Source organism: Terriglobus sp. (assembly GCF_965201105.1).
In the GTDB taxonomy this organism is placed as follows: Bacteria; Acidobacteriota; Terriglobia; order Terriglobales; family Acidobacteriaceae; genus Terriglobus.
In genome coordinates, this window is sequence record NZ_OZ241741.1 from 140,307 (window position 1) to 153,447 (window position 13,141).

Annotated in this window: 11 protein-coding genes; 8 read left to right on the top strand and 3 right to left on the bottom strand. The window is 63.7% G+C overall.

From position 1 onward, the window contains the following. Nucleotides 1–90 precede the first annotated feature (90 nt). Together ACOFKT_RS00575 and ACOFKT_RS00580 are read right to left on the bottom strand one after the other, a co-directional pair. Nucleotides 91–3,798, bottom strand: a complete 3,708-nt coding sequence (locus ACOFKT_RS00575) for a TonB-dependent receptor (protein ID WP_419805507.1) — start codon at nucleotides 3,796–3,798, stop codon at nucleotides 91–93. A gap of 168 nt (nucleotides 3,799–3,966) precedes the next feature. Further along, a complete protein-coding gene (locus tag ACOFKT_RS00580; RefSeq protein WP_419805508.1) occupies nucleotides 3,967–4,830 on the bottom strand; it encodes a DUF5666 domain-containing protein in 864 nt (287 codons plus the stop codon). A gap of 231 nt (nucleotides 4,831–5,061) precedes the next feature. Here ACOFKT_RS00580 and ACOFKT_RS00585 point away from each other — a divergent pair, with 231 nt between their 5' ends. The 6 genes from ACOFKT_RS00585 (at nucleotide 5,062) to ACOFKT_RS00610 (ending at nucleotide 10,922) form a co-directional block, all read left to right on the top strand. Beyond that, nucleotides 5,062–5,676, top strand: a complete 615-nt coding sequence (locus tag ACOFKT_RS00585) for an RNA polymerase sigma factor (protein ID WP_419805509.1) — start codon at nucleotides 5,062–5,064, stop codon at nucleotides 5,674–5,676. Next, the gene (locus tag ACOFKT_RS00590) at nucleotides 5,673–6,095 is read left to right on the top strand and encodes a hypothetical protein (protein ID WP_419805510.1); all 423 of its coding nucleotides are present in this window, start codon (nucleotides 5,673–5,675) and stop codon (nucleotides 6,093–6,095) included. Before ACOFKT_RS00585 ends, ACOFKT_RS00590 begins: the two co-directional genes overlap by 4 nt. Then, on the top strand, nucleotides 6,092–6,679 hold the full coding sequence (locus tag ACOFKT_RS00595) for a periplasmic heavy metal sensor (RefSeq protein WP_419805511.1): 588 nt from the start codon (nucleotides 6,092–6,094) through the stop codon (nucleotides 6,677–6,679). Before ACOFKT_RS00590 ends, ACOFKT_RS00595 begins: the two co-directional genes overlap by 4 nt. Before the next feature lie 252 nt (nucleotides 6,680–6,931). Next, a complete protein-coding gene (locus ACOFKT_RS00600) occupies nucleotides 6,932–9,514 on the top strand; it encodes an OPT family oligopeptide transporter (protein ID WP_419805512.1) in 2,583 nt (860 codons plus the stop codon). A 2-nt stretch (nucleotides 9,515–9,516) separates the two neighbouring features. After that, nucleotides 9,517–10,077: a DUF2059 domain-containing protein gene (locus ACOFKT_RS00605; RefSeq protein ID WP_419805513.1), complete on the top strand. Its 561-nt coding sequence runs from the start codon at nucleotides 9,517–9,519 to the stop codon at nucleotides 10,075–10,077. 77 nt (nucleotides 10,078–10,154) lie between these two features. Further along, the gene (locus ACOFKT_RS00610; protein WP_419805514.1) at nucleotides 10,155–10,922 is read left to right on the top strand and encodes a hypothetical protein; all 768 of its coding nucleotides are present in this window, start codon (nucleotides 10,155–10,157) and stop codon (nucleotides 10,920–10,922) included. Here the strand turns inward: ACOFKT_RS00610 and ACOFKT_RS00615 are convergent. Then, nucleotides 10,912–11,844 (bottom strand): mechanosensitive ion channel family protein, encoded by a 933-nt coding sequence (locus ACOFKT_RS00615; RefSeq protein WP_419805515.1) that lies wholly within the window; start codon nucleotides 11,842–11,844, stop codon nucleotides 10,912–10,914. The two genes, ACOFKT_RS00610 and ACOFKT_RS00615, sit on opposite strands and share 11 nt — an antisense overlap. A 195-nt stretch (nucleotides 11,845–12,039) precedes the next feature. Between ACOFKT_RS00615 and ACOFKT_RS00620 the strand changes: the two genes are divergently transcribed. Both ACOFKT_RS00620 and ACOFKT_RS00625 read left to right on the top strand, forming a co-directional pair. Beyond that, nucleotides 12,040–12,630, top strand: coding sequence for a DUF2059 domain-containing protein (locus ACOFKT_RS00620; RefSeq protein ID WP_419805516.1), 591 nt, complete (start codon nucleotides 12,040–12,042; stop codon nucleotides 12,628–12,630). Between the two features lie 15 nt (nucleotides 12,631–12,645). Next, nucleotides 12,646–13,140, top strand: coding sequence for a 2'-5' RNA ligase family protein (locus tag ACOFKT_RS00625; RefSeq protein ID WP_419805517.1), 495 nt, complete (start codon nucleotides 12,646–12,648; stop codon nucleotides 13,138–13,140). Nucleotide 13,141 lies beyond the last annotated feature (1 nt).

The window sequence follows — 13,141 nt, forward strand, 5'->3', positions numbered from 1 at the left end:
TCGCTGCGCTCAGGATGACACTCTCTTTGTTTATATGGAGTGTCCTCTTAAGCGTGGAGAACAGTTTGGTGACCAATTGAATGTTCTCCATTAGAAGCGGTAGCGGGCCTGGAAGCTGAGGCGGCGGGCGGGGGCGACGGCATTGACCTGGCCGAACGTTGCGCTGTTCAGGACGGTTTCCACACCGCTGTACTGGACCGTGTTGAAGACGTTGTTCGCAGTCGCGCGGACTTCGAGGTTTTTAAGATCGCCGAAGCTGAAGTCGCGCGAGAGCGAGGTGTTGATGTTGACGGTGCCGGGCAGCTGGATGGAATTGCGCGAGCTGTTGCCGAAGGCGTTGGCAGCGGGCGCGGCGAAGGCGGCAGTGTTGAACCAGTTGCGCAGAGTGCCGGCCCCGTTGATGCGCTGCGCGAACACGCGGTCGGGGCGCAGGGTGTAATTGCCGCCCGTGACGAGCTGGGCCGCGGTGTTCTGATACTGCGGCGTGGCATAGGAGCCGGTGGCGAAGTTGAAATCGCCGGATAGATTAAAGCCGTTCAAAGCGTTTGACAGCCAGCCGCCTTTGTTAAGGAAGGCGCGGTTCTCGCCAAAGGGCAGTTCCAGTACCCAATTGCCGGTAGCGCGGTGGCGGACGTCGAAGGTCGAGTTACCGTATTCCATATCGAGCCGCTGATAGTTCTGCGCGACGGTGCCGCCGCCTCCGGAGAGAGTAGAGGCGTTGTCGATGCCGTGGCTGTAGGTATAGGTCGCCTGCAGGGAGATGCCGCGCGACATGCGCTTGCGGGCGCTGACGAAGAGGCCGTTGGAGCGCGAGTCGGCCACTGAATCTTCGAAGGTGTAGGCCTGGCCGTTCGTTACGATTAAGCCGTTGTTGGCGGTGGCACCCGGGGCGCGCAGCAGGTCGAGATGGCTGCCGAGTGATCCGTTGTAATCGACGTTGAGCAGGATGCCGAGCGGGAAGGTGTGCTGGATGCCGGCGTTGATAACCTGCACACGCCCGAGGCGATAATCGCGGTTGATCGCGAAGTTGTTGGTGACAGGCTTGGCCGTGCAGTTAAAGGCGTTGGTCAACGTGAAATTGGAAGCGTTGACTGTGCCGGGCGTTGTGAAGGTGCCGCAGCCCGCATCGTTGGCTCCGGGCAGCGAAGCGATGTTGGTCTGCGTGATCGCGAAGGGCTGCTGATACGAGAGCGAGTTGGCGAACGAGCCAAAAGCGGTGGTGTTGTAGTTGATACCGTAGCCGGCGCGGACCACGGTGTTCTTCGCGAAGCTGCTGTTGCCCTTTGGCCGCCAGGCGAGGCCCAGGCGCGGCGAAAGCATGGTGCGGTCGGGGTTGACGAGCGAACGTGGGAACCGGCCGCTGTAGGGGCCATTGCTGCCGGGCAGAACGGGTGCGACCGCGGTGAAGTCGGCGCTGTGGTCCAGGTTGACGAGCTGGTTGTCCGTTTCGTAGTACGGGCTGAAGTACTCGTAGCGCAGGCCGAGGTTCAGGGTAAGGTTCGGCAGCGCGCGGAAATCGTCAAAGCCGTAGGCGTTGACGACGGTTTCGCGGAGGCGGATTTTGTTCAGGCCAGCCTGGATGGAGGACTGCTGAGGCGCGCCGAGCAGGAAGTCCGCGAAGGACGAGCCGGTGGGTGTCGCGGTGCTGCCGCGTGGATCGGTGCCGGTGCCTCCGGCCAGGTTGGCGTTGGGATCCTGCGTGTAGACGCCGGAGAAAGTGAACGCACCCAGGACGTTCGTGCTCCCGATGATATTGTTCTGCACGCGGCGGGCGTCGAAGCCGACGTTGAGGTTGTGCTTTTTGTGGTTCCAGCGCACCTGGTCGCCGAAGCTGAAGGTTTGCTGCACGCGGTCGGCGGGAAGCGTGTCGCTGAGCGAGTGAAAGTTGCTGAGGCCGATGGTGGGAACGCCGTTGTAGAACCCGAGTGTGATGCTGGCGGGCTTGGGCAGGTTCAGGCCCGCGCCGGGGTCGGTTCCGCCGCCGGTGAACAGGTTCTGCGTGGTGGCGTGCGCACGGTTCAGGTTGATCGACGCGTTGGAGTTAAAGCGGCCGTAACCGATGGAGTAGCCGATGCCGGCATTGAGCCCATCGGAGAAGCTTTTGCCGTCGAGCGACGGGGCGAAGGCGCGGATGTCCTGGCCGGAGTGTGAGTAGCTGAAATTGGTGTTGATGTTCTGACGCAGGGTCGGTTTTTGCCCGGGCTGCTGGCGGTTGCCGCGGCCGCCTCCTCCTCCGCCGCCGAATATGCCACCGAAGCCACCGTGGCCTGTGGGCGCGGCCCCAAAATTGCGGATGAAGCGGGCGGAGATCTGAAGCTGGTTCTGGCCGGCCGTGGTGACACGCTGATAGTTGTAGGCCTCGCCCGTGTTGTTGCTGGTGAGATTCGCCTGGTTGGCATGCGGGTAAAAGCTGAGCAGGGCGAGCGCCTGTGGGCTGATGCGGTTTGCGGGGATGATGTTCGTCGCGCAGGCGGGATTGCTGGCGTAGACCGCGGCGGTGGCACAGCCGAAAGGCGCGCCGGTCCGCGGGTCGAAAATGACCACGGGTGTGGGGACGCCGGAGACGGTGCGGGTAAAGCCGGCAAAGTCGCCCGTGCGCAGCGCGTCGGTCGGTACCGTGCCCGGGATGTTGGTTGGGTTCTCGTTGCGCGTGCCGGTGATGTTTAGAAACCCGAACTGCTTGGTGGAAGGCTTGGTCAGCCCGGGAATGTAGGGGGAGCCGGTCAGGTTCAGACCGAAGCGGTTTTGCGCATAGGCGGGCTGGATGGGATTGCCTGTGAGGGAGAACTGCGTGGCGTCGAGCGCGCCGTTGCCGCCCGCGTAGAAGAGATTCCCGTGGACCTGGGTGGGGTTGAAGTTGCGGAAGCCGCCGCGGCCGCCACCGGCTCCGCCGACGCGGAAGGGCCCGCCACGTCCGCCGCCACCCGGTCCGCCGAAACCACCGGGGCCACCCATCATGCTGCCGACCAGGCCGACGACGGCGTTGGCGATGTCGGCCTGCTGGCCGCCGTTACGGCGCGCGTCGGCGACGGCGCTTTCGATGCGGTTGCGAACTTCGTCCTCGTTGAAGCCGGCGAGTCCGTTGGTCTGGCCGGACTGGCCGGTGACGGCGACCGAATCGGCACCGCTGCTCTCGTTGGCGGCCAGGCTGTTGAGCGTGGCTCCGGCGTTGCCGGTCGCATCCGACGAGGCCAGGGCATCGGAGCTGGCGCCGCGCAGGGATTGCAGGCCGCGCTGAAGTGCCTGGGTCTGGGTCGTGCTGAGGCCCAAACCGGAACCCAGAGCGGCGGCGATGTCACCGCCGCTGCCTTGGGCGGCGACGCGTGCAGCGACGCGGGAACTGAGTTCGAGCGCGAAATTGGATGTGCCCGCGTGGCTGCTGTCGTTCAGCAGGACCTCGGCGGTGAGGGGTGCGAAGCCGGCGAAGTCGGTGCGTAGAACGTAGCGGCCGTTGCGTGGAATCAGGAGGCGGTAGCTGCCGGTGATGTCGGTGGCTGCGGCGTATTTCTTGCCGGTCAGGGAGTTGGTCGCGGTGATGGTGACCCCGGGGAGAGGTGTTCCGGGTTGCGGCCTGGCACTGGCGGAACTGCTGGCCGGCGTGGCGGTTGCGGCGGTGACGGTGCCGGTGATGGTGCCGCCCTGTTGCGAAGGCGGCTGCGGTGCTTCGGGTGTCTGCGGAGCTTGGGGTGCCTGCGGAGCTTGGGGCGCGGCGTCCTGCGCGTGGAGCGGACCGCCGGAAACAGCGGCGAGCGCAAGGAGCACCGGCAGGGCGTAGCGGTGGCGCAACAGGGACCTCATAGGGCAGCGGAAGTTACTGGGATAGACGCAGGGATTGTTCTATGTGTTTCGCGATCACAGTCAGGGATTCTGACGCTTTTGGTCAGCGCATACGCGTGTGCATTCGCAGGATGGGAGCACCCTGGCTGCAAACAGCGCGGGCGAAGCGGGCATCATTGGTTGGGCGGATTATTGCTGGGGCGGGCCGCCGGCGGGTGCGCCGTTCGAACGTGGGCCTCGCGGTCCGCGAACGATCACATGGAGGTCCGTGGGCACGAAGGTGCCGTTCTTGACGGAGCCGGTGCCGGCCAGGTTGTCGCCGACCTTGACGTCGGCGAGGGTGATGGACTCGCCTTCCTGACCCGGTGGCATGCCGCCGGTGGTTTCGTTGTTGGCCGGCGGCGCGCTGTTGTTGTCGCGGTTGGGGGCGCCTTCGCCGCCACCTCGATTGCCGCGGCGTCCGCCGCCCATGCCGCCGCCGAACATGCCACCCATGAGCTCGGCAGGCAGACGGCCGCCGCGCTTGAGCGAGGTAGTTTCGTCGAGCGTGATGGTTTGCGCGACGTGGTCGGGGCGCTCGACCGTGAGCTTGGTTTCATTGATCGCGGTGACCCTGCCCACGATGTAGGTCTTGCCCATGTCTGCCTTGAGCTTGGCGACCTGCGCGGCGGAGATGCCGCCGAGCATCATGGCGTGGACCTCGTGCTTGTCCTGGTCGACGATGCCCATGGCCACGACTTCGTCGCCGGGCTTCACGTCCGCGGCTTTGATGGGCTGGCGGTCGATGTTGATGCGTGTGTTATCGGTGGTGACAACGGTCCAGGTTTCGCCTGCCTCGGTTTTCACGGTGACGTTTGCGCCGGAGGTGGCGGTGACGGTGCCGCGAATGCCGCGGCCCATGCCGTTGCGGCCCTGCCCACGCGGTCCGCCGCCCGGTGTGGCCTGCATGGTAGGGTCGCTGCCGGGCTGCTGCGGCGCTTGCGCAGAAAGCTGGAAGCTCGCGGCGAGGGTGAAGCTACAAGCGGCAAGGACGAGGCGGCGCGGCATGGTCATGAGCGGATCCTGATGGTTCGATGGTATGGACGCGACCGTGTGGGAAAAGACTCGGAGAGCTGATGAAGCGCGAGTCGTTGGTTTGATTTCGCAGCGATCCTGCGTCGTCGTTCGGATGGTGCGAACTGCGAAATCCGGTGCAGTCCCGGATGCGCGGGAGCGCTGTTCTTAGAGGAATAAGACCGTTGATGTAAGCCTTAGGCGGGAGATTGCGTCGATACGATTGACAATATGGAACGCGCGATGCGGGCCGGAGATGAGGCACTGATTCCGGCGGGAAAGAAGGCGGAGAGCAGGGGTGCGGAACCGGAGCGTGCTGCCCACGGGCTGGGGCCCATCGACGCGCTGATGGCACAGTGCCAGCCGCGGCTGTTCCGTTACTTCCTGCTGAACCTGCGTGACGAAGACGCGGCGCGGTCGCTGGTGCAGGACACGTTTGTAAAGGCGTGGCGGAGCGAGGCGAGTTTTCGTGGCGAGTGCGCGCCCAGCACGTGGCTGATGCGCATCGCCATCAATCTGTTGCGCGATCATGTGCGCGGCGGCAAATACAAGTTCTGGAAAAAAGCACAGAGCGAATCCGTGGACGCGGTGAGCCTGGCCGAGGTGTTGCCGAGCGCCGAGCGCGGCGCGGAGCGGACGCTGCTGGCGCGCGAGCGTGTGGCCGCGGTGTGGCAGCAGGTGGAAAAGCTCAGTGAGCGGCAGCGAACCATTTTCCTGATGCGGCACATTGAAGAAATGGAACTGCCGGAGATTGCAGCGGCGACGGGTTTGCCGCTCGCCACGGTGAAGACACATTTGTATCGTGCGCTGGATCGGGTGCGGAACGGGATGAGGGAGGGCGCGTGAGCGAGCGCTGGAACGAGATCGACGACTTGGATTTGCTGCAGCTGGAGGCCGAGATGCACGGCGATCTGCAGGAACTGCGCGAAGCGGCGACGGTGTATGCGGATCGCGCGTGGAAACGGGGCGCGGGTGCGGCACCGGCGCGTGCTGGCGTGCGGACTGCAGCGCGACACGGATGGCTGGCGTGGATCGCCGCAGGTTTCGCGGCGGCAGTGCTGGCGGTGGGCGGAACGCGGCTGGCGCACCGGCCTGCGGGGCAGGATGCGGTGGTCGTGAAGTCTTCCGCGGCGCAGATGCCGGCTTCGGCATTAAGTGATGAGGCGTTGCTACAGCAGATTCAGAGTGATTTGTCGAATGGTGTGCCCACGGCGATGGAGCCGTTGCAGGCGAGCAGCGGCTCGCAGGACGCGGTGAAGCGATGAAGAAGCTGGCCGGGATAGCGCTGCTTGGGCTGGGTTTGTGTCCGCTGTGGCTCGCAGCCCAGAATCCGCCACAACCGCCTGTGCCGCCGCCGGGCCAGGCACCGATGCGCCCGGATGGCCGGCCGTATGGCGGACGCGGCTTTGGCATGCGCGATGAGAGTGCGCGCATCCTGCCGCCGGGGTTGTGGTGGAAGGACCCCGACCTTTCGCAACGGCTGGAGCTGACGCCCGACCAGCAGAAACGCATCGACGACACCTTTTTGCAAAACAGGGTGACGCTGATTCACATGCACGCCAGTCTGGACGAAGAAGAGTTACTGCTGGAGCCGTTGCTGAACGCGAACCCGTTGGACCAGGCGAGGGTGCTGGCCGAGATCGGCAAGATCGCGGACATGCGCGCGGAGCTGGAAAAAGCGAACGCGAAGATGCTGCTGCAAATTCGGGGCGTGCTGACGCAGGCGCAGTGGACCCGGCTGCAGCAGGAGCGGCCCAGCGGCATGCATCACCACATGTTTCAGCGAGGACCGGATGGCCCGCCGCGGAGCCGGGTGGAGTTGCCGGGGCAGCCTGCGACTGGGGACTGATCTCAGTGGAGCTGAGCTGGTTCGAAATGCAGGTAGCGTGCAAGCGCCAGGTCTGCTCTGCATTCGCGATGAAGCTGTGAGTGCTCCGATTAAAGTGGCAAACGCCTGGTGAGTCGGAAAGCAGGTCCTTCGCCGTGCTCAGGGCGAAACGGTCTGAAGATGGATCGGCTCCCGCTGGTACACTCGCTGCACTTAGACACACGGCACGCACTCGTTGCGTGCCGTGTGTGTTGTGACGAGGAGTTTCGCCCCATGGCCACCACTGCTGTTCCCAAGCCGCACGGAAGCGCGACATTCCGGCCGTTTGTGCCCGCCACGGAGTCCCGGCCGGAGATGACGGTGCGCGCCATCCTGATCGGCGCGATCTTTGGCGTCTTGTTTGGCGCGGTCACGGTGTATGTGGGGTTGAAGGCCGGGTTGACGGTGGCGGCGTCCATCCCGATCAGCGTTTTGTCGATTTCGATCCTGCGGGTGCTGGGCAAACCGTCGATCCTGGAAAACAACATCGTGCAGACGACGGGCAATGCAGGCCAGTCGATTGCAAGCGGTGTGATCTTCACGTTGCCGGCGTTAATCTTTCTCGGCTTCGACCTGGAGTATGCGCGCATCTTTGCGCTGGCGCTGTTTGGTGGATGGCTGGGCGTTCTGTTCATGATTCCGCTGCGGCGTCAGCTAATCGTGGAGGAGCATGGGACGCTGCTGTATCCCGAGGGCACGGCGTGCGCGGATGTACTGATCGCGGGCGAGCGGGGTGGCTCGTTTGCGTCGCGCGTGTTTCTGGGGTTGGGTCTGGGTTCGCTTTACACCTTGTTTCAGAACGAGAACCTGTTCGGGCTTTGGCCGAGCACGCCGAATTATGAGCCGAATCTGGGTGCGCAGCACCTGCTGAAAGGCGGCGCGATTCGTGCGGACGCGACGAGCGAGTACCTGGGTGTGGGGTACATCATCGGCATGCGCGTGGCGGGCGTGCTGCTGGCCGGTGGTGTGTTCAGCTGGCTGGTGCTGATGCCGGCGATCTATTTCTTTGGATCGCACCTGCCGGGGCCGCTGTATCCGGGCACGGTGCCGATTCGCGATATGGGTCCGAGCGATTTGTGGCGCACGTACATTCGGCCCATGGGTGCGGGTGCGGTCGCGGCGGCGGGGCTGCTGACGCTTCTGCGAACGCTGCCGACGATTGTGGGCGCGCTGCGCGGGTCGATTGGAAAAAAAGCAGCAGGGGAGAGGGAACAAGTGGCAGTTCCCGGTGCGGAAAACGCGCAGCCGATTGCGGCGGACCTGCTGGGGCGGGATGGTTTGCCGGGGGAGCCGGGTGGACGTACTACGATGGACCACACCTCCGCCGCAGCGAGCGCGACAGAGGTGGGACACGGTGCTACCGGAGCGACGAGGTGGACGAGTAAGGTGCCGCGGACCGCGCACGATCTGCCGAACTCGGTGGTGTTCGGCGGAAGCGCGCTGCTGGTGCTGATCATGGCGGGCTTCCTCCAGTTCAAGCCGGTGCCGGGCGCGCAGGTCGGGCTGCTGGCGAATGTGGCAGCGGCGCTTTTGATCGTGGTGTTCGGATTTCTGTTCGTCACGGTCTCCGCGCGCATCGTCGGCATCGTTGGATCGAGCGCGAGCCCGGTGAGCGGCATGACGATTGCGACGTTAATGGCGACAGCGGCGATCTTCCTGGTGAAAGGGTGGACGGCACCGGCATTTGGCGCTCTGGCGATCACGATCGGCGGCGTGGTGTGCATCGCGGCCAGCAATGCGGGGGACTGCGCGCAGGACCTGAAGACCGGCTACCTGATCGGCGCGACACCGTGGAAGACGCAGCTGGCGATCATGGTGGGCGTGATCGTGTCGGTGTTTTCAATCGGGCTGACGCTGAAGCTGATGAACACCGGGCTGGAGGAGTTCCGGCCCATGGCGCACGCAGTGCAGCTTACGCCGGGCGCTCTTCCGGAAGGCGTGCATGACATGGGTATGTTTCCGCGGGCGCATCTTCGGTTGACGAAGAAGGTGGGCACAAGCTCGCAAGAGGCGGGCGAGGTCAACGATGCGACCCGGTACCACCTGGTGAACGCGATTGGATCGTCAACACTGGAAGACGGCAAGTACCTGATGAACCCGGCGACGGGTGCCCTGGAGATTCAGTGGATCCAGGGTATCGGCAGCGAAAAGGCCGCGGCGCCACAGGGGCGGTTGATGGCGACGGTGATCAACGGCATCTTGAGCCGCAAGCTGCCATGGAGTTTGGTGTTGCTGGGCGTAGCGTTGGTGGTCGCGGTAGAGTTGCTCGGCGTGCGTTCGCTGACATTTGCGGTGGGCGCGTACCTGAGCATCGCGACGACGCTGGCGATCTTTGTTGGCGGGGTGGTGCGGTGGCTGGCCGATCATGCGGTTGCGAAGGCGCGGGCGCGCGATGTGGCACGGCGCGAGCGCGATCGGATTGCGCGCGCGGGGCTGGCGGCAGAGGGTGTGCCGGAGGGTGCGATTGTCGCGGCGATTCCGGCGGAGGACCTTTTGTCACCAAACTTTCAGTTCACGATGGATGAGTACCAGGCCAGCATAACGAATAACGAGCCCTTGACCGATTTGGAAAACGATGAGATCTCGCCGGGGTCGCTGTTTGCCAGCGGTCTGATTGCGGCGGGCGGCTTGGTGGGCCTGCTGGGTGTGGCGACCAAGCTGCTGGAAAGCGTGAGCGAAAGCCGCGGCGGAAGCTGGCATCTGCCCCGGTTCAGTGAGACGAATCCGCTGTACCACGACCCGGTCGCGGTGCTGATGTTTGCGCTGCTCGCCAGCGCGCTGTATTACTTTGCACGTACGCCGCTGAAGGAGAAGTAACGATGAAAGCAGGAGCGAAGTGGATCGCGGTACTAGCATTGACCGCAACGGTTTCAATGTGCGCGCGTGCGGATGAGGCGTCCAAGCGCGAAAAGCTGCACGAGATGTTTCGACTGGCGCACACCGACCAGACGATGACACTGATGTTTGCCGCGCAGGAAAAGCAGATGCCGCAGTTGCTGCGCAAGCTGATGCCGGCGGGAACGCTGACCACAGCCCAGCAGGCCGATCTGGACGCATTCGTTGTCAAGGTGCATCGCATCGTGCAGCAGGCGGCGAGCTGGGACAAGCTGGAGCCGCAGTTCACGGACATCTATGCATCGGTGTACACCGAGCGGGAGATCGATGGTCTGATCGCGTTCTACAAATCTCCCGTGGGTTCAGAGATGGTTGCGAAACAGCCGGAAATTGTAGACAAGTCGCAGGCTGTGACCCAGGCGCTGATGACGGAGGTGCAGCCGCAGGTGATGCAGGCTGCGATGGAGTTTGCGCAACAAATGCAGACGAAGTACGGAAGCAGCAAACCGGCCACGGTACCACCGTCCAAGCCGGCTTCGAAATAGATCGGCGACCGTGCGTTGCTGTAAATAAAAGAGCGTCGCGTGACGCGGAAAGAGTATGCGTGAACGGAACGGGAGGCTTGCTCCGAAAGTCAGCCGTGTTTATCTGGCAAAATCCGGTGGTGCTGCTGCCGGTGCTGCTCGCGCGCGTGGTGGACTTCGCAATCTATTGGGTGTGCGGACTGGCAAAGGGCCCGGCAATGAAGGCCGTAGCGCCGCGTTCCGTGCTGGGCGGGTATTCCGGCAAGGTGAACGGTGCCGTGTTGCTGCTTGCCGCCCTGTTCACCTTTCTGCCGCTGATTTGCGAGGTGGCGTTGCTGCTGTATGCCATGGTGGTGAGTGGCCGTTGGGCGCACGCCATTCGAGAGACGGGAAGTGCCGAGGGTAAAACCTGGGAAGCACCGGCGAGCGGTGTGGCGCGGACTGGACTGCTTAGCTTGAGTGTGGGTGCGGTTACGGCGGTGGTGGGTCTCTACTTCACACTGCACGGTGGCGTTCCGGTGCGCTGGTCCTACCTGGTGACCTGGTGCTTTCTGATTCTGGCGAGCTGGTTCCTTGCGCCGTCGTGGCTGCGCCTGCTTGCGCAGGTTGAAGGGGTGCGGTTCAGGGACACGTCGAAGATTCCGCCCTTTGTGGCGGTCGCGCTGGGCTTAACCGGGTTTGCCGCGTGCATCTATCTTGGCGGTGCCGTGCAGCACAGCCTGGAAAGCGCACACCGGATCCACGGCGCGGTTGTGCTGTTTGCGATCAACTTGGTGGCGGCTTGCCTTTCCGCCATTCCGCTGGCCTTCAGCTTTGTTGCGATGTCCCGTTACGTGGCGGAGCGCCCCGGCTGGACTACGGAGTAGCGCGCCGCGGTACGGTTGCGCCGTTCGCGCCCGCAGGCCAGCCCTCACGCTGGCGGCTGCGATCGCCGTCGGTATCCTCCGTCTGGTCGTGAAACAGGATCTGCTGGGTGGGAAAGGGCAGATCGATACCGGCAGCGGTCAGGTCCCGCTTTATCGCGGTGAGCACGCGATCGACGGAGCGCATCGTGTCGAGCTTGCGTGGCGGGTCCATCCACCAGCGGATGCGGATGGTGACCCAGCTGCCGGCGAGGTCCACCACGAGTGCCTCGGGCGCGGGATCGTCCAGAACCGTTTCGGAGCCGCGCAACGCGTTCAGCATGAGTTCGCGAGCATGTTCAATGTCGTCGCCGTAGCCGATGCCAACGTCGTACTGGAGACGGCGCTTCGGAAAGGCGGTGTTCACCATCACGGCTTCTGTGAAGATGTTCGAGTTAGGAATGACGACGCGCCGGCCGTCATAGGTGCGGATCATGGTGGCGCGCGTTTCGATGGCCTCGACGGTGCCTTCGTGCTCGCCAACGACGATCTGGTCGTCAATTTTGAACGGCTCCGTGAGCAGGATCAGGATGCCGGCAAGAAAGTTCTGCAGAATGTCCCGAAACGCGAAGCCGATGGCGACGCTGCCGATGCCGAGCAGTTGCACGAGCTGCACGGGCTTGAAGGACGGGATCGCGATAACGAGCGCGACAAGCACACCCAGCAGCATGGTTGTGCCCTGAACAAGCCGGCCCAGGACAAGACCCACGTTTCGCTGGTGTTCGTGGTGGATGGAGATGCGGGTGATGATGTTGCGAAGGGCACGCGCGGCCAGATGGAAAATGGCGTACACAATGATGGCGAGCGCTACGTAGGGAAGGGTGTGCAGGGCGCTCCAGAGCATGCCATGCAGCGAGTTGTAAACGGTCCGGAGGTTAGATCCCATACAGTATTGTGTCGACCCCTTCCATGCCGTTGGATGTGTGTATGAAGCGAACGGCAGGCTGCGGCGTAGAATCAGGGATGCGCGGCCGCACGGCGGATGCGTTGACGGATCGCCCACGAGTGCGTCCTGTTAAGAGTTCGAGCCGTTGCTGTTGTGATGAGGCCGGCTCCATTTCTGTACCGTTCAAGGAGTTTCATGCGCCGTTCTGTTGTGTTGGCCCTGTGTTTGTGTGCCTTGCCGCTGTCGTTGCGCGCGGATGACGCGTCCAAGCGCACCAAGGTAGAAGAGATGCTGACGCTGAGCAAGGTTGACAGCATCAGCAAGCAGATGCTGGCGAATGTGCCGGATCGCGTGAAGCAGGCGGCCTCGCGGCAGATGCTGGTGCAAACCGCGACGTCGCCGGAGCAGAAGAAGATCACGCAGGATTACCTGGACCAGATGGGAACGATCGCGCAGAAAGGCGCGTCGTGGGACACGGTTCACCCAAAGCTGGTCGCTTTGTACATGCAGGCGTTTACCGAGCCGGAGCTGGATGGCATTCTTGCGTTTTACAAAACGCCGCCGGGACAGGCGCTGATCGCAAAGACGCCGGAGCTGAGTGGAAAGACAATTGAAACTTTGCAGAGCACGGTGAGCGCGATGGAGCCCGACTTCAAGGCCGCGACGCTGGCGTACCAGACAAATATGAAGAATGCCACGCCGGCAGCGGCACCGGGCGCTGCGCCCACGCTGGGCCCGGAAACACCGGCGACGAGCGGTTCGCCATCCCTGAAGCCGCGGCCGTAACGAAAGAAGGCCGATGTGAGTTGCGTGCTGGCACTGGCGCTGGACGATGCGGCGCAGCAGCGATTTGACGCGTTGCGACAGCAGTGGTTTCCACCGGCGCGGAACCAGATCCCTGCGCACCTGACGCTGTTTCACACGTTGCCGGAGACGGAGCATGTGGAAGCGGTGTTGCAGGCCGTGGCGCAGACGGCCGCGACGTTTGCCATGCAGGTGGGATCGGTGCGTTCGCTGGGCCGTGGTGTGGCTTTCTTTCTGGATTCACACGCGGCGATGGCGGTGGAGCGGCAGCTGCGCGGGGCGTTTCTGGAGCAGCTGACTCCGCAGGACCGGCAGGGTTTTCGGCCGCATGTCGTGGTCCAGAACAAGGTAGAGCCGGCCGTGGCGAAGGAAACGCTGGCGATGCTGCAGGCCGGGTTCACGCCGTGGGAATGTCGTGCCGTGGGATTGGATTTGTGGCGCTACCTGGGTGGGCCGTGGAAGCTTCTTCGGCGCTTTGATTTTGCGGGTTAGT